The following is a 26883-nucleotide window of genomic DNA, read 5'->3' on the forward strand; positions in this document are numbered from 1 at the left end:
ACTGACATATCTAGTTTTAGATGCACGGTTTTTTTTCGCTTTTGCCATTTTTCCTTGCACTTTGGTTAATCTAAATTAACCAAACTTCAACATGGGCAAGGCTTTGATACAAAATCAGCAAACCCTAATTAAGTACCCATGGCAATAACACTAACAAAGGAAGAATTATTAGCGTATCTGAAAAAAAGTAGTCTTAATACCATATTAGTAGAAGGTAAAGAAGATGCTTCTATTTATCGTTGGATTGAGAATGAACTTACTTCAGATTGCAGTTTTGACTTACTTCCTTGTGACGGAAGAGATACACTACTTGATATTTTTGAAAAGAAGCATGAAATTAATGATATCAAACTTTTATTTATTGCTGATAAGGATAAATTTGTTTATAGAGAAGTTCCAGATAAGTATAAAGACATTATTTGGACAAGTGGATATAGTATAGAAAATGACCTTTACTTTGGAGGATATCTAGAGGCTTTGTTAACTGAGCCTGAAAAAATTAAGTTTCAAAAAGGACTGGCTAATTTTATAATGTACTATAGCCACGATGTTGAAAAGGTTAAACGGGGAATAGACTCTGAATTGAGGTATCATCCTAATCAAATATTGGATACAGCTTTTGATTTGATTAAAACTAATAACTGCGGCTTCGATGTATCTGAGACAATTAATCAATTAACAGGATCTTATCAACTCTTAATTAGAGGCAAATCTCTCTTTAGTTTATTGTTCTTAATTCTTTGTGACAAAAATAGACCTATTAAACATAAGAAGTCATCTCTGATGGAAGTCTGCTTAAAATGTAATGAGAATAATTTAGTGCGTAACATAATCATGAAAATTAAGGAAGAATTACAGCTGCCAACATAAATATTCCAGTCCTTCCGGGGTTTACCTCAACCCGCCAAATAAGTAAGCGGTCCCGACGGGTTTTGCCATAACTAGATTGGTGTTTAGCTGCAACCCCGGCGTAAAGGAAAGTGTTCAAATATTATCCAGGTCCTTTGCGGTCAGGTGAAAAATCTGTCTAACGTGGCAATTGCATTGGCGCTATAAACAACTTGCCTACCGGCAGGCAGGTATAAAATGTATAATACTACTTGGCTGAATAGCAAGATTTAGTATTTTAGAGTAATAACATAGCATAATATAAATCTACGTGTTGTATGTAATTTTAAGACCCACCATACATAATGAAACATATCCCACCAACCTTAAAGCAAAAATCATTTCACTGCCCACATTGTGGTGTGTTGTCGGAGCAAACTTGGTCAGACAATGTATCTGGACAATATCCCTACGTTCCGCCCCACGGTGGACAAACTCATCTGGCTTCGTTTCGGTTGGTAAAATATTTAGCTGCACGATGCAGCCATTGTAATGACATTTCAATTTGGCTATTAGACAAAATGGTCTATCCATTGACAGGTAATGTTGAAATGGCAAATCCTGACTTGCCAGATGACATAAAAAACGACTACAACGAAGCGAAAGACATTGTAAATATTTCACCCAGAGGTGCAGCAGCTTTGTTACGACTTGCTGTACAAAAGCTTTGCATACACTTAGGAGAGAAAGGTAAAAATATAAATGACGACATTGAAAGTCTTGTAAAAAAGGGTTTACCAAAGACAATGCAACAGGCTCTTGACAGTGTTCGGGTTGTTGGCAACAACGCTGTTCATCCTGGGACAATTGATTTGAATGATAGAATTGAAATTGCATATGCTTTATTCGGCTTTGTAAATGTTATTTGTGAAGTTCTAATTAGCCAACCAAAGAAAATTCAAGAGTTCTATGAAAAGAATATTCCTGAAGGCATCAGAAACGGTATTGAAAAAAGAGACAGTTAATTATGTCCATTGGGGGTTTGCCGTGAATAGACTGGTGTTTAGCCGCAGCCCCCGGCGAATTGGAAACCGTCTCATCCGATTTTATTGACCTCGAATATTTAGTATTTTGAGTGGCCATAGCGCATAATACATCAATATACATGTTGGCTGTAATACGACTAATAATTCATCTGCCATATAAATTATGACCAATCATATGAAACTAATAAGCTTTTTTGTCTTCTATCTTACCTTCATTACTACATGTCTTGGACAACAGTCCATTACTTCTGCAATCGAAAGACAGTTTAATAAAATCGAAAGCGATATTTTGACGACTGCTGAAGCTATGCCAGAAGACAAATTTAATTTCACACCTGAAAACCTTCATATACAGAACAGCGACTTTAAAGGAAGTCGAACCTTTGCGGGACAAATCATGCATTTAGCGACTGACAATATTCTTATTTGGAGTGTAATCACTGGCGACTCAGTGCGTGCTGACATCGAAGATGTAAACGGTCCTAAAAGTATTAAAGCCAAAAAGGATATTATTGAATACCTTAAAAACTCTTTTGCGATTGGGCGTAAAGCAATTTCAACATTGACAAATCAAAATGCAATGGACATGATTGACTTTAGATGGAGAAAATTGCCAAGACTTGACCTTGCCTTTTATGCTCTGACACACGCTAATGAACATTATGGTCAAATGGCCATCTATCTCAGAATGTGCGGAATTATTCCACCACCAACAATTAGTGATAAATAAAATTGCTTCAGTTCTTTCGGGGTCTACCCTCAACCCGCCAACACATTTATATGCAGAAGCTCTTACTCCTTAGTTTACTATTCCCAGTTTTTACTCTTGCTCAAACATCAAAAACACTTAAAAGCTCTGTTGAAGTATATCCGGACAGCGTTTGGGAGAAAATAACAAGTCCAACTGAATATGGTTGGGACGCAGATAAGCTGAAACAACTACGAGGCTTTATAATAGATAGTGCCCACACAACAGGAATGCTGGTAGTTCAAAAAGGTAAAGTGCTTTTTGAATTTGGAGACATCCAGGAACTAAGCTACCTGGCATCCTGTAGAAAAAGTGTCCTTTCTATGCTTTACGGCCCCTTTGTGGAAAATGGAACAATTAAGCTTGACAGGACAATAAACCAATTGGGACTTGATGATATTGGTGGTTTGTTGCCTGTTGAAAAGAGAGCAACGATAAAAGATTTACTTACTGCCCGTTCCGGAGTATATCACCCTGCAAGCAATGAGGGAGATGCCTCCTCTATGGCGCCTGAAAGAGGTAGTGTTCAACCAGGTAGTTTTTGGCTGTATAATAACTGGGATTTTAATATAGCAGGTTATATTCTTGAGCAGCAAACCGGTAAAAACATTTATGATCTTACGGATTCTATTTTGGCAAAGCCGCTGCAAATGCAGGATTGGAAAAAAGAAACACAACGGAAAACCGGTGACACGACAAGGTCAAAATACCTTGCCTATCACATGTGGTTTTCCACCCGTGATATGGCCAGGCTTGGTTACCTGATGCTTAGAAAAGGAAAATGGAAGACTCAACAAGTCTTGCCTGCAAGCTGGGTAACAACAACTACTTTGCCGGTTACTACCTATAGAGAGTCGGAGCATAACAAGACTGCTTACTTTCACTTTGGCTATGGTTTTTTATGGTGGGTTTGGGACACGCCCTATAACAAGGGCATCTATGAAGGAGCATATACAGCAAGCGGCGCTTTTGGACAGTTTATTACCATCATTCCTAAGCTTGACCTGGTAGTTGCTCATAAAACCAAGTATGATTATGAACGCCAGGTACCAACAGATATTTATTTAAGAATCCTCGATAAACTAGTAAGTGCTCAAAAACGATAAAAATAAACCACCGCTAAGATTGTTGTAGTGGCCTACACACCGGGGTTGGCTTTGGCTAAACCCCGGTGAGACCGTTTCTGATTGTTGAAGACGTAAGACCCTGAATGAACGTAAAAAAATGATTACTGGCAAAGATAATTTTAAAATCTATCGGTGACAAAAGCAGCGGTGCATGGCTTTGTCGTTTTACAGATTATAATAATTATTTATTCCTTAAGTGACGGCTATAGTGAGGACACGCACTATGGCGCCGGCATTATCCTTTCATAAACCTCATATAAACTGTTTCCCCGGTTTTGCTTCTTAGAATTACCAGGTAAAGACCCGCAGGCAGGTTAGCTACATCCACTGATCCACGGGTTTGATTCCTGATATCCATTGTTAACAGCTTATGCTTTCCATCCATGGAGGCGATTTCCAGTGATTGCCAGTTGTCCGTTAATCGTAACGAATCAATCGTGAATGTCGTGGTAACCGGGTTGGGATAGATTCGGGGGGCCGTACTGTTTGCGGGCCTGTTGGTGGTAACGGTAAACCCCAGCACATTACTGAAAACGGTTGGCTCAACGATACACGCAGCCATACTGGTGAACCGGCAACGGAGTTTCGCTCCCGTGTGCGGTGGTATATAATCTATGGTAGACCTTTCTGCAAACGGAACGTCCTGCCACGAATGTGTTTCGGAACTGTCCTGCCACTGGTAAAGCGGCGCTGTACCTCCATTTAATGCAGCTGCTGTGATGTTAGATGCCTGTCCTGCAGGCACGGTTGTATTTCCTGAAATGGTCAACGACGCCGGTGCTGCTGGCGGGCTAATAGTAACAGTAATTATATTACTGATTGCTGTTGTTGACGTGGCACATGCTGAATTGCTGGTCATGATCACTTTTACCTGCGCCTGATCCGGCAGGGAATTCGAACTGAATGTTGAGCTATTTGTACCTGCATTCGCATCGTTAACCTGCCATTGATAAACCGGAGCCGTGCCTCCATCGACAGAAACAGCAGTAAATGTAGTATTGGCGCCCGCGCAAATAGTAGGAGACGGTGTGGTGATATTCACCGTAGGTGTGACAGCTTCTGTTACCGAAATGGTGATTGTATTGCTGGTAGCCGAAGGACCGGTAACGCAGCCTACATCGCTTGTCAAGACGACTTGTACCTGGTCGTTATTAGTCAAAGCAGAGGTTGTATAAAAAGGCGTGTTGGTTCCCGTGTTCACACCGTTTATTTGCCATTGATAGGCGGGTGTGCTTCCCCCGTTAATAGGTGCTGCGGTAAACGTTAGCGCAGCACCTGCGCAAATGGATGCAGAAGGCGCACTGATTGAAACAGCGGGTGTGACTTTCGGTTTTACTACCATCGAAATTGAATTGCTGTTTACAGGTGAAACTGCGCAGCTACCCACAGCTGTCATGATTACTTTCACTACATCGCCGTTGTTCAGCGATGCGGGGGTAAAGCTGGTGCTGTTGGTACCGGCATTCACACCGTTGATTTGCCATTGGTAGGATGGTGCTGTGCCCGCATAGACAGGTGTGGCGGTAAAAGTTGAGGTGCCGTCACCACAGATCACTGTGGTGGTTGCAGTAATAGACACCGATGGAATGCCGCCCGTAACTGTCATGGTGATAACATTGCTTGTATCTCTAGTAAGAATGGAGCAACCTCCGTAGCTAGAATAAATGACACGCACCCGGTCATTATTGTTTAATGTAGATGTCACATAACTGTTTGAATTATTGCCAACCGACACACCATTTTTCTCCCACCTGTAAACGGAGTTAGCCCCAGGATTTGCAACCTGTGCTGTAAACGTAATACCGCTGCCACCGCATACTGTGGTGCTGGCGGTGCTGATCGTTACTTTTGGGTTAACCGATGGAGCCACCTGTAGCAGGAATACACTGGAATAGTTTCCATCAACACGGCAACGATATCTATGATTATTCCATGTCAATGGAGTTTTGCTGATTGTCATTGCTGCAGTTTGGGTGCCCGAATAATTGCCATTATCATTGACGTTACTGAAGCCATTTCCACTATCCACCTGCCATTGGAAGTTTGTGCCGTTAACGCCTGCGTATAAGTTGAGGTCTGCCCCCTCACACGTAGCTGTAATGATGTCATCTCCCATGATGTTTCTATAAACGGATACCATTTTGTCTGCAGACCCAGAAAGGATCATGTCCGTTTTTCCATCAAGGTTGAAATCGGCAGTATTGGTGTAATAGGGTACAATATTATAGGGATATGGGCCTTCAATTTTGACAGGCGGTTCAATAGAAATCGTACCTGGAAGGGATATGTTTTTGTAAAGCCAATAATATCTATCACCCCAACTACCTCTTAGCAGGTCAGGTTTGTTATCTCCGTTGAGATTGTCAACTGTACCTCCCTGGCCTCTTCCGTCTATTGGATAAGTTACAGGTTCAGAAAAGGAAATCATTCCTCCCATACTTGTGTTACGGAAGATGTGATAGTTACGGTCTGTAAGGATGATCACATCGAGCTTATCATCGCCATCATAGTCACAGAGCCTGATATCTCTCCCCTGAAATCGAGAGTCGGGAAGCACAACGTCAACACTTGATGCAAAACTAATTTGGCCCACCGCACTAGTATTTTTAAAGAAACTGAAGGTGAGATTATTTGTCTTGTCGATCATGCCCACAATATCTTTTTTCCCATCATCGTCAAGGTCGCCAACTGCCATGCGTATGGATGTACCGTTTCCATCCAATTCCACCTTTGAAGCAAAAGAAAGTTGGCCGATTGAGCTTGTGTTGCGCATTACCGCGATCTTACCATAATTATACCCCCCTACAGCAACATCATTCCGGCCGTCCAGGTCAATGTCTTCAATATAAATTTCATTTGAGCCATTGGTTTGTGGTAAAAGCGCACCAGACTGGAAACTGATTGTACCCGGCGTACTGGTATTTAGGTACGCTGAGAGGCTACCACCGCCAGCGTTGGTTACTATTTCTTTCTTTCCATCACCATCAAGGTCGCCGGTATTAAACGGTGCATACCCGAACCCATACACAGAGTCGAGTCTTATAATTGGAGCAAATGAAAAATTTTCAACCGTACTGGTATTGCGATATATGCCAAGTGAGCCATATCCAGTGGCTGACGAAACCATCAGCTCGGGTTTGCCGTCACCGTCAAGATCGGTACCTGCCACATAACCCGGAGACATACCTTCTGGGCCGTAATTGACAGTGAGCATATGTTTAAAGGAAGTTCGTGTAAAGCTGGCGCCGCCATTCGCAAACGTCACGTGGAATGGCTTTGCCGCATGCCCTGTTAGTTTTGTAATTGTATTTAACACACACGGCGGAATAAAGCTTGCTCCTGTCGGCACGGTGCATGTAAGTCGGGTGGCACTAGCTGACGACACTACGGCTCTTGCTGATCCAAAAAAGACGAGATTGTTAGCTGGCAAAGGATCAAAGTTGGAACCATTGATTGTAACGACCGTACCGACAGGACCCGAGGCAGGTGTAAAAGAATTGATCCGGGGCGGATTTGCTGCGGGCGGCGGTATATAAGTAAAACCGGGCTTTATGAGAGTACTAAACAGATTACTGATCGTTATGTTTCCGCTTGCGCCACCCCCAACTATCGCAATGATCTTATTCGCTGACACTATAGTTAACGAAGCGGCCTTGGTTCCTCCGAAACTTACATCGAGAATGCTACTAAGATTGCTTCCGGTTATCGTCACGGCTGTACCGGTACTTCCTGTCGACGGATAAAAAGACGTCATGGCAGGCTGCAACGGCGGATTGAATCGCTGGTACTTTACCATCGTGTCTGACTGGCTGCCATTACTGGCAATCAACTTCACGGTGTCGATGATACTATTGATCGCATGTTGATAGGAGGTGTTATAATTATTGCTGATAAAAACATTATTTACATACCACTTGTACTGGTACTCGGTCCTGGAATAGTTTATAAGCTTCACTTTTAGGGCGGGAGTTACTTCGGCTGTGTCGATTTTAAAAAACGCTTTGGGCATTGAATTGCCGCCTCCATTATTTGTAATTTCAAGAAAACCATGACCGCCACCGGCCCAGAATTGTGTACTATCCCAAAAATGAAGATCGTTGTGCGAGTACCCCAGATACACAAAGTTATTGTCACGTGGCAGAGGTTCCCATATTTTACCGCCGTCTGTTGTTTTGCAAACCGTATTTTGAGGACCCGCGAGAGCATAACCTAGCTTGTCATTAAAAAATTTCATTTTGAAACAGCTAAATGGTGTGATGACAGGATCATTCTGAAGCGACCAGAATGATCCGCCGTTGGCCGTTTTGTAAACATATTCATCGTTATTTTGACCATACGTAGTCATCCATCCAATATCTTTCGTAAGGAAGTAAGCACTCGTAATCTTCCCGGCAGGAATTGTTAAAGGATACCAGTTTATTCCACCATTAATAGATTTCAGCAATTTGTTAGATTTATACTCAGTGCTAAAGGCAAATAAAATCAAATTGTTTATTGCCTGGATGTTTGTGAAATAGCTGCCAAGCTGTGTACTAATCACCGGCCAACTCAGCCCGCCGTCAGTCGTTTTGATCACCCTATCGCCCTCGACAGCAAATCCTATCGTATTATTCTCAGGGAACACCATATCCGTAATAGGGCCAGGAAAACTCCACGGGTCGAGTCGGGAATGGTAAACGAGCTTCCAGGTGTTGCCTCCGTTACTTGAATACAATATTGCGGGTATCAAACCATAATCACCATAGGCGATCAAAGTATTCTTGTCAAACGCTTTCACGCCGCTGAGTCCAAATCCAAAAGTGAGGTTTACGCTGTAGAATCCATAATCTACATTATAGAGCGTTATATATTTCCGGGTGAATGTCCTGCCGCTGTCCAGTGTATAACCAACCCAGTCATCAAATCCAACGTATCCTTCCGATGCGGAATAGAAACTCAGCTTATATAAATGGTTGTCTGGCTCGCTATTGTCTAGGAATATTTGACGCATTTGGCCGCTTGCGCCAAGAAAAGAATGCTGAAAAACAAAAAGAAAAAAAAGAAACTGGACAGATCTTTTAACAGGCAATGATAGTAAATGCACCATAGCAGCGTTTGGTATTAAAATAAAGGGACAATGACAATCAGGTAATAAAAGTTCAGCCCGAAAACGGGACCTGGTCGAACATATGAAACTGAATTGGAGGCTACAGAAGAGATTGGATAAAATGCGGGTAAATATCAATAAAAAAAAGTAAACATGCAAAGCTTATTTGTTGTCAATTACGCCGTTGCTGGTATTTCTCACCAGCAATCGAATTAAATTCAGTGGCAGTGATGTGAAAGAAATTCGTCCCCTTAGCTCTGAGAAACTTGCAATTTCGCAACCTTATTCTTTCGCTTCATGCGAATTGTTGAGCAGAATTACTGACCCCTCGAACGGAGCGCAAGGCGATGCCATGAAATAACTGCTGAGGGCTAAATAATTTTTACAATAAGGTACGATGACATAGCAGGACGTTTCCGTTTCGATTTGTCGTAAATAGGCCCCATCAAAATCCTTTCGCCGGCTTAAACAGCGGCTCATCAATAAATGGCTGATTCTTTAAACGCTTGCCTGTTGCCTTAAAGATTGCATTGGCAACGGCTCCGCCGGTTGGCGGCAGGGCCGGCTCACCCAGGCCGGTGGGATCTATTCCATTATCAATAAAATGCGCTTCTATCTCCGGAACTTCTTTCATGCGGATAAGGCGATAGGCACCAAAATTATTTTGTGCCGGCGCTCCATCTTTAAAAGTTAGTTTGCCATACATCGCATGTCCGTACCCATCAACGATGCCGCCCATCACCTGCTGCAATGCCCCGCTTTTATTAATGACCTCACCGCAATCGCACACAGCGACAATCTTTTTAACAACCGGCTTCCCCTCTTTCATTATTACATCACAAACCTGTGCCACATAAGATGAATGAGAGAAGTAAACACTGAACCCCTGTGAAACTCCTTTTTGTTTTCCCCATCCTGCTTTTTCAGCCGCCTCTTTGATCACTGTTTCCATCCTGTTGACATTATACCAGGTCTGGCCGACAGGATTCGTTTTTGCCTTTTGCAAAAGATCTAACCTGAATTGCACGGGATCTTTTCCCGCAGTCCAGGCCACTTCATCTAAAAAGCTTTGTTCCGCAAAGGCTAAAAAATTAGTAACCGGTGCCCGCCATGCACCTGTAGTAATGAGAGAAACATGTTCGACGGTATCGATGAGCAAATTATCAACTGCGCCTGAAGGAAAATTATTTTCTCTTGTTGAGTTATTTTGATTGATACCAACACCTCTTAGTTTATAGCCAACCATATTTCCTTTATCATCCAACGCCGCTTCAAAACGATAACGAACAGCGGGGCGGTAACTACCACCCATCATATCATCTTCCCGCGACCAAATTACCTTAACAGGCTTTTTAATCATGCTTGATAATTCTGCGGCTTCCAATACATAATCGAATTTTAACCGTCTTCCAAAGCCGCCACCCAGCCGGGTGATCGTTACGGTAATTTTATCTTCCGGTATATTCAACAATTTTGATACAGCAGTACGGGCACTGGCCGGTGTTTGTGTAGGCCCTACTAATTCTACGACATCCTCACGTACATCAGCGAAAAAATTCATCGGTTCCATCGGGTTGTGTGGAACAAAAGGGCACTGGTATTCGCTCTTAATAATTTTAGCAGCGTTCTTAAATGCTGTTTCCACATCCCCGTCTTTCCTACGCACGGTTGCCTTGTCACTGTTTAGCAGCGAAATAAATAACTGGTCGTGATCGGCAGAGCTTTCAGTATTGCCTTCTTTTTCGTATTCAATTTTCAATGTCTTTCTTGCCTTCATGATTTCCCAGGTGGATTTACCAATGACGGCTACATTGTTTTTGAATGTAACCACATCGATGATACCCGGCATCACTTTGGCCGCAGCCGCATCAACGGATTTTATTTTTGTGCCAAAAGCAGGTGGACGTTGTATCATGGCTAATACCATCCCTTCCCGATGAAAATCCAAACCAAAAACTCCTTTGCCGGTAATGATGTTTTTATTTTCTACATTCTTAATCGCTTTACCGATCAGTTTAAAATCTTTCCGGTCCTTGAGAGGAACATCAGCAGGCACGACCATCTTAGAAGCTTCTTCTGCCAACTCACTATAACCGAATTTATTTCCCGTTTTTTCATGTATCACAAAACCATTGCTGGCAGTGCACTCCGCTGCATCAACATTCCAGCGTTTGGCCGCAGCAGCAATTAATAAGTGCCTGGCTGTAGCACCGGCAGTGCGTAATCTTTTCCATGAATGGGGAATGGCGCCGCTTCCGCCCGTGAGCTGCCGGTCAAATTTTTTCGTATCAAGCGGAGCCTGGACGACTTTCACTTTTGTCCAGTCAGCATCCAGTTCTTCCGCCACAATCATTGGAAAAGAGGTCATGATGTTTTGACCCAACTCGGGATTGGGAGAAAATATAGTGATAGCACCATCTGTTGCAATGGACAGATAACTATTAAACTCCAGTTCACCGGCAACATTGGCGGCATTCATAATCACAGGAGTTCCCGCTTCCGCACTGAACCAGCTAAACCCCAGCAGCAGACCGCCACCGGTCATTGAAGTTATTTTCAGAAAATCTCTTCTGTTGGTTTTATTCAAGGTTGTCATGGTCTGGTGTTATTTAAATGTGACAGTTGTATCTCGTATGAGTGCTGAGTAGCCAGTTGTGAGAACGTTCTATTGGAAGTACATACTTACTATTCACCACTGACAACTCATATTTTATTGATCGCTATACTTTGGTGCTGGCCAATTGTACCGCTTCACGAATACGATGGTAAGCACAGCAGCGGCATATATTGCCCTGCATAGCATCGTCTATTTCCTGCGCAGTCGGTTTTGGCTTTCGTTTTAATAAAGCTGCGGCCGTCATGATCTGCCCGGCCTGGCAATAACCACATTGCGGAACATCTACTTCATCCCACGCCTGCTGCACAGGATGGTCACCGTTTTCCGACAAGCCTTCGATCGTCGTGACTTTTGATGTCCTTACACCTGAAACAGGAAGCATACAAGCCCTCACGGCGTTGGCATCCAGAAGTACCGTGCATGCTCCGCATTGGGCAACTCCGCATCCATACTTGGTTCCAACCAAACCGAGGTGATCCCTGAGCACCCATAAGAGCGGTGTATCGGCTGCTACATCTGCCTGGTATTTTTTTCCATTTACTTGTAATTCGAAAATAGGCATCTCGATAAATTTTGGGTGTTTGAAGTTAGTCAAAACGAATAGCTCTTTAAACAGAATTGTATAAAAGGCTAGAATTATATATAAATATATAGCAAGGCTGCGCCCAGGGGTTTGAAACGGCCTCAGAAAAATGGCGTTAAGAAATTTACGGAATGAAGCGTTAAGCCGAAAACGCTGCCCGGTTTTATTCAAAAGAAGATGTACTGCATCGTGACATCAAGGCCCAAAAGCCCGGCTTTAGACTCGTTTTCGGTAGCGGAATGCAGTAAATTTTAGCCATTTTTCTGAAGCCTTGATTTTTTTGTTACTTTTTGCATCAAGGCAAAAAGTAAATAGGTATAAAGAATTGTAAGAGAGATTTCATATTAACGATTTACTGCAACGGGGTGTAAAAAATCTGTACACTACCTGATTTAACAGTTATCTGAAGTAAATTCGTGTAAATATGCAGATACGAATTTTGATATTTGGCAAATTGGCTGATATAGTAAACACCAGCACACTTACACTTACGGGTATTGAAGATACCAATAGCCTCGTGAATGAATTGAATAAACGCTACCCCGCTCTTGCGGATTGTAAATACATCATGGCGGTCGATAAACAAACAATTACTACCAATACCATTTTAAAAGGAGAAAGCACTATTGCCCTTCTCCCACCCTTCTCAGGCGGATAAAAATGAAAGAAACTAAATCATTGGAAAGATACCAGCGCCAGGTGCTGTTAAAGGAATTTGGCGAAGCGGGACAACAAAAACTGCTAGGAGCTAAAGTAGTGGTGATTGGTGCAGGTGGCCTTGGGTGCCCGGTATTGCAATACCTGGTGGCTGCGGGTGTTGGGACCATCGGTATTGTTGATGATGATACAGTGTCGCTGACCAATCTTCACCGGCAACCCTTGTACACTGTAAAGGATATTGGCCTGTCTAAAGCGGAATTGGCAGCTTCGGGTTTGCGCCAGTTAAATCCGGACATCAATATCATCACCTATAATCAGCGGCTAACTGTTGAAAACGCCCTGGATATCCTTGAATCATTTGACATCATCGTTGATGGTACTGATAATTTTTCGACCCGTTATATGATCAATGATGCCTGTGTATTACTAGATAAACCTTTGGTATATGGAGCCATCTCACAGTTTGAAGGACAGGTGGCAGTTTTTAGCCCCCGTCCCCTAAAGGGGGGTATAGGTGGTGTTAACTACAGGGATCTTTTCCCAATTCCACCAAAGGAAGATGAAGTATTGAATTGTGCACAGGCAGGCGTGTTAGGCGTATTACCGGGAATTATTGGTACCATGATGGCCAATGAAACAATCAAACTGATAACCGGTATGGGCGAAGTGCTGATCAACCAATTGTTTACTTATAACGCTTTGAACAACCAGGTTTATAAATGGAAATTAACAGCAGGAGAAAACACTGCTTCGCTAATTCCAGCAGACGAAGATGCTTTTAAGAAAATGAATTATGCGTGGCTCTGTGGTTCTGCCACCGAAGTGCCGGAAATTGATAGTAATGAATTCGATGAACTGCGGGAAAACAAGGCTGTTGACATCATCGATGTTCGGGAGTTGGACGAATTGCCGGAAGTAAACGAGTTTTATCATCTGAGAATTCCACTGAAACAAATTGGTGAATCAACGCCTGCGATTGAAGCGGAAACGGTAGTGGTGTTTTGCCAATCGGGCATGCGGAGTAAAAAAGCTGTGACCCTCTTATCCGGTATTTTCGGTGACACTAAAAAAATATATAGCTTGAAAGGAGGCATTGTAAATTGGAAAAATCAACAGCATTCGCAACAAATATGAACGATATAAAATAACCGGATGAAAGATCGAAAACCAAAGAACATATTTATACAAGGGCCGGTTACGGCTGCTTTTGTAGCAGAAAGTATTCAAAAACACAGCTCACAAACGGCCATTGGCGGGCATAGTATTTTTTTAGGCCAGGTAAGGGCCGATGTAATTGATGATAAAAAAGTGATGGCAATAGATTACACCGCCTATGAAGAAATGGCCCTGGAAAAAATGCATGTGATAAGAGAAGATATTTTTTCAAAATATCAACTAACCTGTATGCATGTGTATCATAGCCTTGGCAAAGTAGCCGCCGGAGAAATCTCCCTGTTTGTTTTCACCTCCTCTGCGCATCGCAAGGCTGCCATAGAGGCTTGCGAAGAAACGGTTGAACGATTAAAAGCAGAACTGCCTGTGTGGGGAAAAGAATTATTTGAGGACGAAACATACCAATGGAAAGAGAACCCCTGATCCTTCGGCAAGCTCAGGAAATAACCCCTAAAGGGGGCTTTGAAACCTGACAGTAGAAATGATCCTGGAAAACAGTTTGAGGTTTTAAATTAAAATGTCGTCGCACTAAAAGAATAACTCTGTATGATAAAACTAGTAAGCATTATTTTGACCCTTCCCTGCATTTTTATTATCGGTAGTTCTTTTTTTCAAAGCGATGAGTTGGCTAAAAGTATTGAACGTGGTAAAGAAGTGTATGCAAGCTATTGTATGAGCTGTCATATGGAAGATGGGAAAGGCACGCCGGACATTAATCCCCCGCTTGCAAAAGCCGATTATATCAGGTCGCCTTCAAAAAACTTAATCAGGATTATTTTGGAAGGGCAGAGTGGTGAAATTGTGGTGAACAAGAAAAAGTACAACACCCCCATGCTCCCATTTTCTTATTTAAGTGACGAACAGGTAGCCGATGTACTCAATTATGTACGTAATTCCTGGGGAAACAAGGTGGCAGGCATTATAAAACCCGCACAGGTTAAAGCATTGCGTAATTAAAAACAATAGAGTACTTAATTTAAGCCACCTATAATATTGAAGACCGGCCTCGGAAAAAATGCGTTAAGAAAATTTGCCGGGAAGGCGTTAAAAAATGAAATAATTATTCTATTGCATGGCAATATCCTTAGCTCATTGTCGTTCTGGCGTCTGGCTTTGCACGACCGCTTGAGCTATTTCATTTTAGCCTGAGAGGAAAATTTTTAGCATTTTTCTGAAGCCTTGATTTTTTTGTTACTTTTTTGTGTCAAGACAAAAAAGTAAATAGGATATTCAGGATTTATTAGACTTTGCGATCTAAGTTAGGTTATCCTAAAAAGCAATTTATAGATTAACCCTCATCAACGGAAAGTATAAATATAACATGGTTAATATAACACACAAGTCAAATACACTCAGGCAGGCAATTGCGTCGGCAATCGTAACAGTTTCAAAGCAGGAGACCATCGACGCTATCAAAAATAAAAAAGTTCCCAAAGGCGACATCTTCGAATTTTCAAGAGCAGCAGGACTGTTAGCCATTAAAAAAACAAGTGATGTAATTCCCGACTGTCATCCGCTGCCGATTGAATATGCTGCTATCAGACATGAACTAGATGAATTGAAAATCATCATTACAGTTGAAGTGCATACTATTTATAAAACCGGTGTAGAGGTAGAAGCTATGCATGGTGCGTCCATCACAGCCTTAACTATCTATGACATGCTAAAACCCATTGACAAGGGAGTTGAAATTTCAACGATAAGATTGGAAAATAAAAAAGGCGGCAAGACTGATTTTAAAGACCAGGCTACAACTAATTTGAAAACGGCAGTCATTGTTTGTTCGGACGGCGTTTTTCATGGAAAAAAACAGGATACAAGCGGGCAAAAAATAATCGAGAAACTGGAACGTCTCAATATGACTGCAGCTTCGTATGAAATCATTCCGGATGAATTTGAACTAATTCAAGCGAAGGTAAAACAGTTGAGTGAAGAAGCATATAACCTTATTTTGTTGACTGGTGGTACCGGGCTTTCCCCGAGAGATGTAACACCGGAAGCCATCCAGCCATTACTCGACAGGGAAATTCCGGGCATCATGGAAGCAGCACGAAGCTACGGTCAGCAACGAACGCCTTATGCTATGTTGTCAAGGGGGATTGCAGGATTTATAAAAAGCACACTGGTGATCACCTTGCCCGGCTCTACCAAAGGCGTGGAAGAAACGATGGATGCACTGTTTCCTTATTTGCTGCATGTATTCAGGGTGGTGGAAGGAATGAGGCATAATTAACTACCGAAATTAAAGCCTATTGTTACGTCAGAAACAATGCTAAACATTCTGTAAAAAAATGCCACCCAATTGGATGGCATTAATTCATTATGAGATAAAGTTTAACTTGTCTTTAGTTTGCTGATGATTTTATTGGCTGCTTTTAATTTTTCAGGGAATAATACTTTGCCTGAAAGTTTATCCAGTGACTTGGATACCTTCACTTTTACTCCAACTACCTCAGCGCCTTTCAGTTTTTTTGTTTGTTTCATGCACTAAAATTACAATTTTTTTCTTTTAACCATAAAGCCGAAATAATCTACACCTTTCCTGAATAAAACCCTTTCGAAACTGTCCATTCCTTTTAATACGCCATAAATTCGGAAATCCTTTTTCAGTTCTTCAAGATTCACTGTCAATGCCATGCGGTAGAGCCTTGTTCTTTCGGCTGTAATGCCACAAAAGAAAATCATTTTATCAGGGTATTTTGCAGTAAACTCGTAAACAGTTGCGGCAACAGTAGCCAAAATTTTATTTCGGTCCTTATTATCATTTGTCGTCTCGTCATCAATCGAACCATCTTTATTCAGATTTCCAAAAGCAAGATTATAAATATCCTCATTTTGTGTTTGCGCAAACTGAACCATCTTTTTTATCGTCCCCTTAGGTCCCTCACTTTCGAACTGAAATTCCAATTTATCAGAAGATGCAATTACGCTTTCATATTTTTCATATTGCATGTGATAAACCTACTAATTTTTCGTCCCTTACACTGAATTTTGTGAAGCATACATTTAACGCCTATACCGCTACACCGTGCTTAACGGATCATTACAATTTATATTTATTCACTTTTACTATCACCAACTTCGACGTCGGCGTATTACTTTTATCCGCTACGCTGTTGATCGGCACCAATACATTCGCTTCCGGAAAATAAGTGGCTGTACAACTTTGGGGGATGGCATATGGCACCACAACAAATTTTCTGGCCACTCTTTCAACACTATCATGATAATTATACAGATCAACAACATCTTCTTTCTTTAAACCTCTTTTGCTCATATCAAGCTGGTTCATGAGTATCACCCGACGCTCATTGTAAATGCCCCGATAGCGATCATCCAACCCATAGATAGTGGTATTGAACTGGTCATGACTGCGAATGGTCATCATCATTAGTTCATCATCCGCAAGATCAATAGCCGTAGCAGTTGAAATACTGAAATGCGCTTTTTGTGAATGCGTGTTGAAACTGCCATCCCGGTTACAATTGGGCAAATAAAACCCACCAGGGATCCTGATCCGTTCGTTATAGTTTTCAAAACCGGGAATCGTTTTTTCTATATCATCACGGATATGATCATAATGCTGAAAGTATTTATCCCAGTTAACCCTGCTGTTTTTCAAAACAGCTTTTGCCAGCCTGCAAACTATAGCAGGTTCGCTTAGCAGCTCATCCGAAACAGGTTTTAAAACTCCCCTGGATGACTGTATGATACCCATCGAATTTTCGCAGGATACAAATTGTTCTTCACTCTGCTGTATGTCTTTATCACTTCTTCCAAGGCACGGCAGTATCAATGCTTCTTCACCATGCACCAGGTGGCTGCGGTTCAGCTTTGTTGAAACATGCACCGTGAGTTTACATTTTCGCAATGCTTCAGCTGTAAACTTTGTATCAGGTGTAGCGGAAAGAAAATTACCACCCATCGCCAAAAAAAATGTTGCTCTTCCTTCCTGCATGGCTTTGATTGACTCTACCGTATCGTAACCGGGACTAGTGGGTGGACTGAATCCAAAATTCTTTTCTAACGATTGTAAAAAAGCTGCTGAAGGCTTTTCATAGATCCCCATGGTGCGATCACCCTGCACATTACTATGACCTCGTACCGGGCAGGTGCCTGCTCCTGTTTTGCCAATGCTTCCTTTCAGCAATAACAGATTGACGATCTCTTTGATGGTATCAACGGCATTTTTATGCTGCGTAAGACCCATGGCCCAACAGGCAATGATCCTGCTTTTGTCTTTCAGTATTGTAGCCGCTTCCTTTATTTGAACAGGGTCGATACCACATATCCTGCTCAACTCATTTAGATCCTGCTTTTGCAGATGCGCAATGTATTCACTGAATCCTTCAGTCTTATTTTCTATAAATGCTTTATCAACTACCGTTCCCGGCACCTGCTGTTCTTCCTCTAAGAGTTGCAAATTGATGGCCTGCAACAATGCCATATCGCCGTTGATCCTTACCTGCAGAAAGAGATCAGTCAATCCGGTTCCCTGCCCTAGCCATCCCTTCAGTTGTTGCGGATCATTGAAACCCATCAACCCTGTTTCCGGTAGTGGATTAATTGAAATAATGATGGCGCCATTCGCCTTTGCTTTTTGCAAAGCAGTCAGCATCCGCGGGTGATTGGTGCCAGGATTCTGCCCTAATATGATGATGACTTCGGCATGATAAAAATCTTCCAGTTTTACGGACCCTTTACCAATGCCCAATGCTTCCGTCAATGCTACACCACTGCTTTCATGACACATGTTGCTGCAATCCGGCAGGTTGTTGGTTCCAAATTCGCGGACAAATAATTGGTAAAGAAAAGCCGCTTCGTTACTTGTTCTGCCCGAAGTGTAAAAAATGGCTTCATTGGGTGAAGCGAGTTCATGTAGGCGAACGGCAATTTTATTAAACGCATCTTCCCAACTGACCGGCTGATAATGTGTAGCGCCTTTGGGTAAAAACATGGGTTGGCCTATACGTCCTTTTTTCCCAATAGCATGGTCAGACAAAGCAGCCAGCTCGTTTACAGAATGAGAAGCGAAAAAATTGGCATCCAGTTTTTTCAACGTGGCTTCCTCCGCAATCGCCTTTGCCCCATTTTCACAATACTCGGTCTGGCCCCTCCTTTCATCATCAGGATCGGGCCAGGCGCAACTCGGGCAATCGAATCCATCTTTCTGGTTCATTTTGGCCAGGGCCTTCCATCCACGTATAATGCCGGGTTCCGCTGCTATGTGTTTAAATGTCGACAACACAGCTGGTATACCGGCCGCTGATTTTTTTACCGGTCCTAATTTTAATCCCGTCAACTTGCCGGGATTTTCTTCGGGTGCTGATGTATGTAAATTATCGTCTGCCTGCATGAAACATTACTTGTTAAAAATGATGCGGTCTTTACCGGCATAAATATTAAATCGTTCATCCCGTAAAAAACCAATCAATGTAATACCGCATTCCCGGGCTAAATCCACCGCCAGGCTTGATGGAGCCCCCACCGCTGTTACGATTCTGATACCAGCCATATTTGCCTTTTGTATCAACTCAAAACTTGCTCTTCCGCTTAATAGCAGGATATTGTCATCAAGCGGCAGTTGATCATTCAGCAAACAGGCGCCAATCGCCTTATCCAACGCATTATGGCGGCCCACATCCTCCCGAACCAAAAGAAAATTTCCCTGCTGATCAAACAAAGCAGAAGCATGCAGTCCGCCTGTGCAGTCAAACATCGTTTGCTCTACTCTCAACTTTTCATAAATGGTATAAAAAAGATTAGCTCTCAAAAAGATGTCGCCAGTTTTCTCCGTATAAGCAGACACTGTCCTGATACTGTCAATTCCTGATTTACCACAAACGCCGCAGCTGGAGTTGGTAAAAAAACTCCGTTCCAGTTTTTTAAGCCCGGGATCAATATCTTCTTTTAGTGTCACCGCTATCGTATTACCGTCGGAGTCATCCTGCTCAACACGCAAAACTTCTTCCTTGTTAGTGATGATCCCTTCGGTGAATAAAAAACCGATCGCTAATTCAAGGTCGTGGCCCGGGGTCCGCATAGTTACGGTTATATTTTTTCGTTGCCGCATTGCTGACGGACCATAGATCAATTCAATCTGCAACGGCTCCTCCACAGCCAGTTGGTCGTCCGCATCCATTCCCTGGCCAAAATTGATCTTTACAATTCTTGCTTTCGTTATAAAAGGTTGTTCCATTTTTCCTCTTTTAAATGGTGAACTGTTTATCCAACAAAATCAGTTATAAAGTTACAGCCATTTGTTAAGCTGAACGGGGGCAAATGTTTCGTTACTATGTTATCCGAAACAAATTGTCGTTATGAAATGATCTATTTTTTTAATTAGAAATAGTTCTAACTTCAAACAGTGAATCGGACCTGCGCTACAAGCATCCATCTCCTTCCTACCCTGACGTTGCTGCCATAATTTATCATAAGCCTCAAAAAATAAAGGAGGAAACTATGAATGACACAAATACCATCAGTCGTCGCAAATTCATTCAAACCGGCGCTGCTGCTGGCGGCGGATTGTTATTAAGTTTTTATCTCCCCGCCTTTGGAAAAGGAATAAAAAATGCCGGTATTCCGGCTCCTACCAATTTTGCCCCAAATGCATTTGTCCGCATTGGTAAGGACAATATCATTACCGTTATCGTCAATCACTCTGAAATGGGACAAGGCGCCTACACCTCTTTGCCCATGATCATTGCCGATGAACTGGATGCAGACTGGAGCAAAGTAAAATTTGAAGCAGCTCCTGTTGATCCTGTTTATAATCATCCGGGTTTTGGTATGCAGGGTACGGGTGGCAGCACCAGTACATGGGTTGAATGGGATCGTTTTCGCAATGCAGGTGCAACGGGCAGACATTTATTAGTTGCAGCCGCTGCACAAACATGGAATGTTGATCCGTCAACATGCCGTACAGAAAAAGGATTTGTTATTCATGATGCAACCGGGCGCAAACTATCTTATGGTGAATTGGTAGATAAAGCTGCAACGATTACTTCGCCAAAAGAAGTAAAACTAAAAGAGGCAAAAGATTTCAAGTTCATTGGTAAACCCATAAAACGTCTTGACACTCCTGAAAAAATTGACGGCTCAGGGATTTTTGGATTAGATGTAAAAATTCCCGGCTTGTTAACAGCAGTCATTGCAAGACCGCCAGTATTTGGTGGTAAAGTAAAAAGTTTTAATGCCGATAAAGCAAAGGCAATCCCCGGAGTAAAAGATGTTGTGCAAATTGATCGGAGTATTGCTGTTGTTGCAAATGGATTCTGGCCTGCAAAGCTTGGCCGTGAAGCATTGGAAATTGTTTGGGATGAAGGCCCGTTGTCAACATTGGATAGTAAAACACAAACCCAACAATACGCAGACCTCGCAAAACAAACCGGCGCTGTTGCAAAAAAGGAAGGCGATGTTGCTGCGGTAAAGAGTAAGGTAGTGAAAAACCTTGATGTGGTTTATGATATGCCTTACCTGGCTCATGCACCCATGGAACCACTCAATTGTGTGGCAGATGTAAAAGCAGATAGTTGTGAAATATGGGTAGGCACACAATTTCAAACCGTAGAAGCAATGACTGCTGCAGCTATTACCGGGTTAAAACCAAACCAGGTAAAGGTGCATACTACTTTATTGGGTGGCGGTTTTGGTCGTCGTGCTGTTCCTGACGGACATTTTGTAAGTGAAGCGGTGCAGGTTTCAAAAGCAATCAAGTCACCAGTGAAAGTTGTATGGACAAGAGAAGATGATATTCGCGGCGGTTATTATCGTCCGCGAGCCTATCATACGATCAGTGCAGGACTTGATGCTGCAGGCAAGCCATTATATTGGAAACAAAGTATCGTTTGCCAGTCATTCATAGTAGGTACGCCCTTTGAATCATTCATGATAAAAGATGGCGTAGATGCAGTGGCCGTAGAAGGAGCAAATGAATTGCCTTATCATGTTCCCAATCACCTGCTCCAATGGAATATGGCGCCGGGTGGTGTGCCTACACTTTGGTGGCGTTCGGTGGGAAGCTCCCATACTGCGTTTGCAGTGGAATGTTTTATTGATGAATTAGCAAAGGCTGCCGGCAAAGATCCGTTCGAATATCGGCGCATGCTGATGGATAAACATCCCCGACAGAAAAAAGTGCTGGAATATGTTGCGCAGAAAGCCGGATGGAAAAATCCATTGCCTGCGGGCAGAGGAAAAGGAATTGCCGTGCACGAATCATTCGGTAGCGTGGTGGCGATGGTAGCAGAAGTTTCCATAGCAAAAAATAATTTGAAAGTGCATAAAGTAACCGTTGCTGTTGATTGCGGACAGGTGGTAAACCCTGATACAATCAAAGCGCAGATGGAAGGTTGCGTTGTGTTTGGTCTTACCGCTGCGTTGTACGGCGAAATAAGTTTTGAAAATGGCAGAGTGAAACAAGGCAATTTTCATGACTATCGTATGGTTCGTATGAATGAGATGCCTGTGGTAGAAGTGCACATCATGGACAGCAAAGAAAAAATGGGCGGCGTTGGTGAGCCCGGAGTTCCGCCTGTTGCACCGGCTGTGATGAATGCATTGTTTACATTAACAGGAAAACGAGTGAGAAAACTTCCGCTTCAGCCTGATGATCTTAAAAAGAAAGTTTGATTTTTTATGAGGCCAGCGACAGTACTACTATCAGCTTTTGTTGTTGAGCGCAGCGAAATCCCGCAGCATTGCGGGACGTCGCTCCATTCATCGCCTGCCTGCCGGCAGGCAGGTTCTGTAATTCTATTCGACAAAAACTAAAAGAAACTACTCATGATAAGCTTAAAAGTAAACGGTAAAGAATACAATGTGGATGCAGATCCTTCCACGCCCATCTTATGGGTGTTAAGAGATACATTAGAGCTTACCGGAACAAAGTTTGGCTGTGGTGCTGCGCAATGCGGCGCCTGCATGGTTCATTTAAATGGTGATGCAATCCGTTCATGCATTACACCCGTTAAAAGAGCCGAAGGCCAGGAAATAAAAACTATTGAAGCATTGGCTAACGATCCCATTGGCAAGAGACTTCAAAAAGCCTGGATCGAAGAAGATGTGCCACAATGTGGTTATTGCCAAAGTGGGCAACTAATGGCCGCAGCAGTTTTATTAAAAGCCAAACCCAACCCAAGTGATAATGATATTGATTTGGCCATGTCAGGTAATATTTGCCGCTGCGGTACTTATCAGCGGGTAAGAAAAGCCATTCACAGGGCAGCCGCTATGAAGTAAGCATTCTCAACTCCAAAAGAAATTTTTATGCAAAAGAATTTTCGTTTCGGATTCAGGCATGTTTTATACATCCTGTTGTTATCGGGTTTTACAGTTGCCATTGCACAACCATTAAAGAATAAAACAATAACATCTGCTGCAAATAAGATTCCACCTGCAAATGATACAAAAGCAAAATCAATTAAGCCCGTTGACAAAACTGACGCTGAAATAAAAAGAGAACAGGAATCTGCTGCTGCATTCAATGAAGCTTATAAAGTCTTTATGCATCCTCGTTGTATGAACTGTCATCCCAAAGCTGATGCGCCTTTACAAGGTGACGACAGCCATATTCATGCACAAAATGTAACAAGAGGCCCTGACGGCAAAGGATTGTATGCAATGAAATGCTCTAATTGTCATCAATCAGAACATGTGCCGGGGCAACACATGCCGCCCGGTCATGCACTCTGGCATTTACCGCCGGCCAACAGGAAAATGGTTTTCGAAGGAAAAACACCGGCACAATTAGCTGCTCATTTCAAAGACAATAATTTTACCGGCTTTAAAGATTTTAAAAAAGATATGCTTCATCATGTGGAGCATGAGCCACTGGTATTAAATAGCTGGACTTATGGCACGCCGCCACCACTTAGCCACGAAGAGTTTGTTGCAAAAGTGAAAGAATGGATTGATAAAGGCGCTGTGGTGCCGAAATAAGTAAAAACATTTCTATGTTCGTTAATAACAGCTGTTTCTAAAAAATAAACCCTTTGAACAACCGTGACCTTAATAATCAACAGTTCCTATTTTCTTTATCTGCTTCAAGTCACTGATATCATATATCAATAATCCTGTACTTACATAACAAATCAGTAAATTATCGTAAGGAATCACGTCTTTGAAATTTCCGTCAGTAACAGTGTACATTAATTCAGGCGAAGAAGGCCTTTTTACGTTCACTAACGAAAGCCCTGAGCCCCCACGACAAACAAAGACTACGGAATCCTTTAATCCCAGGCCAAAAGGAGTAGAAATTGGAAACAAACTTTTTTGAACAGGAGCGGTAACATTTTTTATGTCATAAATATACAAACCATCTTGTGCAGGCCCGCAGGGGGAGCCACCTTGCAGCGTAACATAAGCAATAGAATCATTCGCTACTACAGGATCGCAACTGCGTACATGACGAGCTTCACCAAATTTTACAGGATGAGATGGATCGGTAATTGAATATATGAACATTCCATCACGGGAACCGATAAATAATTTATCCATGTAGGGATAAATAGTCTCTATACCCCAGCCACCAACATTCACGGACGTTTTTTTAACCGGGTTAGCCGCATCAGTAAGATCATATACTTCGATGCTGTTATAATCGGCGAGGTAAAGATGATTGGCCGCAATAGTAAACCTTGCCAATGATCCTCCTGTTCCCGTACCAGGCGCATCAGCAGATTTACTTCCGTCCTTAGTGCAGCTAATGGTAATCAACAATAAGAACAGTCCTGAACTAATTATCTTTTTTACTAGGCGCATATAATTTTTTTAGGGATAATAACAAGTATTGTCATACACTGAGTCACAGGTCCACCCGGTCTGGACATGTGCAAGCCCATTTGCATATTGCCAGGGACAATCATAATATACTCCATGCTCAGGCAGGGGTATAAAGTTATGCGCAGGATAACCTCCTGCCTGTGCACCCTGGTGAAAAGCTTCTTTTATTCTTTTCACTTCCCTCACAGCTTGCCAGTCACTTACATCCACTACAACCAGATCAGTAAATGAGTTAGCATACAACATATTTCCTTTGATGGATATCTCAGAATTTCCTAATATCTTAATAAAACCTGTCGGCGCCGGAGCGGAAGGATTTGAATTATCTATAACATGTACACCGCTGCCGAGATCATTTTGAAAGATCAGGTTGCCCTTTACATATATTTTTCCGGGAAATCTTACCGGTTGTGGGGCAACAGTCGCAATTTTCAAAATAGATGAATCGAGAGAAAATACCGGTTTATAGCCCCATACTTTTTTAGGAGGAATTATTGGAGGTTCAGGTATTCTGTGATTCGTAAAATCCCAACAGGATGATAACAATAAAATACCTGGCAATAGAAATATTGAAAATTTTCTCATAGCACCATGACAACGATAATATCAGAAGCGCTGCATTATTTCTTAAGTAGCCTAAATGAGCGGTCGAAAATTTTTTTGATGCGCTTCGATGTTTTCATAAGTATCAGTCAAGAGCGTTAAGTATACGAAAGTCTTTATCATTTAAAACCATTCAATCTTACTCCACAAACTGCACCGAATGCACCATCGGCAGATAATTATTTATCGCCTGCCAGTTCTCCCCACGATCAGGAGAGAAAAATAAATTACCCGTAGTAGTGCCAAATGCAACCGCATCGCCGGATGTGGCCAATGCGTGACGATACACAATATCAAAACAATTTTCCTGTGGTAATCCTTTTCTAAAATCCTTCCAGGTCTTGCCACCGTCATCGGTGCGGCAAATACATAAAGCTCCTTTGATCGCAGCTCTTATCTCGTCGCTTTTGGCTGGCGCCACCCAAGCCTGGTCGGGATTGTCATCGGCCACTGCCATGGCAAATCCAAATCTTGCAGGTCCTTCGGGTTGTCCAATATCGATCCAATTTTTTGCACCATCGGTAGACCGAAAAATACCACAATGATTTTGCTGCCACAGCACATCAGGATTGGTTGGAGCTGCCACCAATATATGCGGATCATATCCGGTTTCAGCATTAGGATCGGGAAGAAAATCAGCCCGCATGCCTTTATTTCTTATTGCCCATGTTTTTCCTGCATCGGTTGTCTCAAAGACACCGGCACAGCTAATACCAATATGAATACGATTTTCATCCCTGGGATCAACTACAATGGAGTGAATGCCCGGTTGGTCACGGCCACCGCCAAACCATCCTTCTTTGCGGGTTGGATGTTTCCATAATGATTCAACCAGTTGAAAACTGTTGCCAGTGTCTTCGCTTACAAACAAACCGCCGGGGTCCGTGCCTATCCATAACCGTGAAGGATTTTTTTTGCCGCCATGCGCCATCGCCCAGATATAACGGGTAGCAGCGGGCACCCCGTCTTTAACTTCTTCGCCTTCAGGATAAGCAGGCGCTGTAATTTCCTCCCATGTTTTGCCCCTGTCACCTGAGCGGTGAAGCTTTACCCCCCAATGGCCGTAATCGAGGCTTGCCCACCAGGTGCCTGTCCTGGGATCGGCATAGGCAATGGATACCGGAGCTCCTTCAAAGGAAAGATTCTCAACCGACCAGCGGTTATTTTTAAACTGGTAAGCGATAAGACCCTTGCGGGTTCCAAGCAGCATTGTTGATTGCATAAAAAATTAGTTGTTGATTGTTGAAATTATCCACCCGACAAAGCCTGTATGATATAAATTTCACTTTTCTCGGTAAAATGGTCGCTAAGCGCTACCCGGTCGTTGATCAACCTGCCATCGATAAAAATGTTAACATGCCTGCGCAGGCTCCCTTGTTCATCCAAAATATAATTGCGGATACCGGGATAATTACCATCCATTTCTTTCAACACTTCCTTTAAGGTAGCACCTGTCGCCGGGGTATCTTTCAACCCCGAAAAAAAACGATTAAGTGCATACGTGAATTTAACGGTTGGCATTACTAAAAAATATTGTGGTTACCGCCACACTAAAATTACAACTACACGGGCCTATAATAAATTTCTGTCTGAAACAAAGTTCCTATGAATTTATATAATTGTGAGA

Annotated in this window: 23 protein-coding genes; 12 read left to right on the forward strand and 11 right to left on the reverse strand. The window is 42.5% G+C overall.

Annotated elements, in window-relative coordinates; translation table 11 throughout:
* Positions 1-138 precede the first annotated feature (138 nt).
* The 4 genes from P2W73_RS16625 (at position 139) to P2W73_RS16640 (ending at position 3728) form a co-directional block, all read left to right on the forward strand.
* Positions 139-870 carry a DUF4435 domain-containing protein gene (locus P2W73_RS16625; RefSeq protein WP_276503207.1) on the forward strand — a complete coding sequence of 244 codons (732 nt, stop codon included), beginning with the start codon at positions 139-141 and terminating at the stop codon, positions 868-870.
* Positions 871-1193: 323 nt separating this feature from the next.
* On the forward strand, positions 1194-1853 hold the full coding sequence (locus tag P2W73_RS16630; protein ID WP_276503208.1) for a DUF4145 domain-containing protein: 660 nt from the start codon (positions 1194-1196) through the stop codon (positions 1851-1853).
* 196 nt (positions 1854-2049) lie between these two features.
* Positions 2050-2604, forward strand: a complete 555-nt coding sequence (locus P2W73_RS16635) for a DinB family protein (protein WP_276503209.1) — start codon at positions 2050-2052, stop codon at positions 2602-2604.
* Between the two features lie 50 nt (positions 2605-2654).
* Positions 2655-3728 carry a serine hydrolase domain-containing protein gene (locus tag P2W73_RS16640; RefSeq protein WP_276503210.1) on the forward strand — a complete coding sequence of 358 codons (1074 nt, stop codon included), beginning with the start codon at positions 2655-2657 and terminating at the stop codon, positions 3726-3728.
* 256 nt (positions 3729-3984) lie between these two features.
* Here P2W73_RS16640 and P2W73_RS16645 read toward each other — a convergent pair whose 3' ends face one another.
* From P2W73_RS16645 to P2W73_RS16655, 3 genes are all read right to left on the reverse strand, one after another.
* Complete coding sequence (locus P2W73_RS16645; protein WP_276503211.1) at positions 3985-8739, reverse strand: FG-GAP-like repeat-containing protein; 4755 nt, start codon at positions 8737-8739, stop codon at positions 3985-3987.
* Positions 8740-9280: 541 nt separating this feature from the next.
* Positions 9281-11431 (reverse strand): xanthine dehydrogenase family protein molybdopterin-binding subunit, encoded by a 2151-nt coding sequence (locus P2W73_RS16650; RefSeq protein WP_276503212.1) that lies wholly within the window; start codon positions 11429-11431, stop codon positions 9281-9283.
* Between the two features lie 124 nt (positions 11432-11555).
* Positions 11556-12014: a (2Fe-2S)-binding protein gene (locus P2W73_RS16655; protein ID WP_276503213.1), complete on the reverse strand. Its 459-nt coding sequence runs from the start codon at positions 12012-12014 to the stop codon at positions 11556-11558.
* A 445-nt stretch (positions 12015-12459) separates the two neighbouring features.
* Here P2W73_RS16655 and P2W73_RS16660 point away from each other — a divergent pair, with 445 nt between their 5' ends.
* From P2W73_RS16660 to moaCB, 5 genes are all read left to right on the forward strand, one after another.
* A complete protein-coding gene (locus tag P2W73_RS16660) occupies positions 12460-12693 on the forward strand; it encodes a MoaD/ThiS family protein (RefSeq protein WP_276503214.1) in 234 nt (77 codons plus the stop codon).
* Between the two features lie 2 nt (positions 12694-12695).
* Entirely contained in the window at positions 12696-13829 is a 1134-nt protein-coding gene (locus P2W73_RS16665; protein ID WP_276503215.1) for a HesA/MoeB/ThiF family protein, read from the forward strand.
* Between the two features lie 18 nt (positions 13830-13847).
* Positions 13848-14291: a molybdenum cofactor biosynthesis protein MoaE gene (locus P2W73_RS16670; RefSeq protein WP_276503216.1), complete on the forward strand. Its 444-nt coding sequence runs from the start codon at positions 13848-13850 to the stop codon at positions 14289-14291.
* A gap of 123 nt (positions 14292-14414) precedes the next feature.
* Complete coding sequence (locus tag P2W73_RS16675; RefSeq protein ID WP_276503217.1) at positions 14415-14825, forward strand: c-type cytochrome; 411 nt, start codon at positions 14415-14417, stop codon at positions 14823-14825.
* A gap of 340 nt (positions 14826-15165) precedes the next feature.
* Positions 15166-16101 carry a bifunctional molybdenum cofactor biosynthesis protein MoaC/MoaB gene (gene moaCB / locus P2W73_RS16680; protein WP_276503345.1) on the forward strand — a complete coding sequence of 312 codons (936 nt, stop codon included), beginning with the start codon at positions 15166-15168 and terminating at the stop codon, positions 16099-16101.
* A gap of 101 nt (positions 16102-16202) precedes the next feature.
* Here the strand turns inward: moaCB and P2W73_RS16685 are convergent, their stop codons facing one another.
* The 4 genes from P2W73_RS16685 to fdhD all read right to left on the reverse strand — a co-directional run bounded on the left by P2W73_RS16685 (position 16203) and on the right by fdhD (position 20067).
* The gene (locus P2W73_RS16685) at positions 16203-16352 is read right to left on the reverse strand and encodes a hypothetical protein (RefSeq protein WP_276503218.1); all 150 of its coding nucleotides are present in this window, start codon (positions 16350-16352) and stop codon (positions 16203-16205) included.
* Between the two features lie 9 nt (positions 16353-16361).
* The gene (locus P2W73_RS16690; RefSeq protein WP_276503219.1) at positions 16362-16820 is read right to left on the reverse strand and encodes a DUF6934 family protein; all 459 of its coding nucleotides are present in this window, start codon (positions 16818-16820) and stop codon (positions 16362-16364) included.
* Positions 16821-16911: 91 nt separating this feature from the next.
* Positions 16912-19224, reverse strand: a complete 2313-nt coding sequence (locus P2W73_RS16695) for an FdhF/YdeP family oxidoreductase (protein ID WP_276503220.1) — start codon at positions 19222-19224, stop codon at positions 16912-16914.
* 6 nt (positions 19225-19230) lie between these two features.
* Complete coding sequence (fdhD, locus tag P2W73_RS16700; protein ID WP_276503221.1) at positions 19231-20067, reverse strand: formate dehydrogenase accessory sulfurtransferase FdhD; 837 nt, start codon at positions 20065-20067, stop codon at positions 19231-19233.
* A gap of 263 nt (positions 20068-20330) precedes the next feature.
* On the opposite strand from fdhD, the gene P2W73_RS16705 reads away from it, so the two are divergent.
* The 3 genes from P2W73_RS16705 to P2W73_RS16715 all read left to right on the forward strand — a co-directional run bounded on the left by P2W73_RS16705 (position 20331) and on the right by P2W73_RS16715 (position 23810).
* The gene (locus tag P2W73_RS16705; RefSeq protein ID WP_276503222.1) at positions 20331-22502 is read left to right on the forward strand and encodes a xanthine dehydrogenase family protein molybdopterin-binding subunit; all 2172 of its coding nucleotides are present in this window, start codon (positions 20331-20333) and stop codon (positions 22500-22502) included.
* Positions 22503-22655: 153 nt separating this feature from the next.
* A complete protein-coding gene (locus tag P2W73_RS16710) occupies positions 22656-23111 on the forward strand; it encodes a (2Fe-2S)-binding protein (protein ID WP_276503223.1) in 456 nt (151 codons plus the stop codon).
* A 27-nt stretch (positions 23112-23138) separates the two neighbouring features.
* Positions 23139-23810, forward strand: coding sequence for a hypothetical protein (locus P2W73_RS16715; RefSeq protein ID WP_276503224.1), 672 nt, complete (start codon positions 23139-23141; stop codon positions 23808-23810).
* Positions 23811-23879: 69 nt separating this feature from the next.
* Here P2W73_RS16715 and P2W73_RS16720 read toward each other — a convergent pair whose 3' ends face one another.
* The 4 genes from P2W73_RS16720 to P2W73_RS16735 all read right to left on the reverse strand — a co-directional run bounded on the left by P2W73_RS16720 (position 23880) and on the right by P2W73_RS16735 (position 26777).
* Positions 23880-24632: an LVIVD repeat-containing protein gene (locus P2W73_RS16720; protein ID WP_276503225.1), complete on the reverse strand. Its 753-nt coding sequence runs from the start codon at positions 24630-24632 to the stop codon at positions 23880-23882.
* 9 nt (positions 24633-24641) lie between these two features.
* Entirely contained in the window at positions 24642-25238 is a 597-nt protein-coding gene (locus P2W73_RS16725) for an LVIVD repeat-containing protein (RefSeq protein WP_276503226.1), read from the reverse strand.
* Positions 25239-25395: 157 nt separating this feature from the next.
* Positions 25396-26478, reverse strand: a complete 1083-nt coding sequence (locus P2W73_RS16730; protein WP_276503227.1) for a WD40/YVTN/BNR-like repeat-containing protein — start codon at positions 26476-26478, stop codon at positions 25396-25398.
* A 26-nt stretch (positions 26479-26504) separates the two neighbouring features.
* Positions 26505-26777 carry a MoaD/ThiS family protein gene (locus P2W73_RS16735; RefSeq protein WP_276503228.1) on the reverse strand — a complete coding sequence of 91 codons (273 nt, stop codon included), beginning with the start codon at positions 26775-26777 and terminating at the stop codon, positions 26505-26507.
* Positions 26778-26883: the final 106 nt, after the last annotated feature.

Source organism: Terrimonas pollutisoli, assembly GCF_029360765.1.
Taxonomy (GTDB): domain Bacteria; phylum Bacteroidota; class Bacteroidia; order Chitinophagales; family Chitinophagaceae; genus Terrimonas_B; species Terrimonas_B pollutisoli.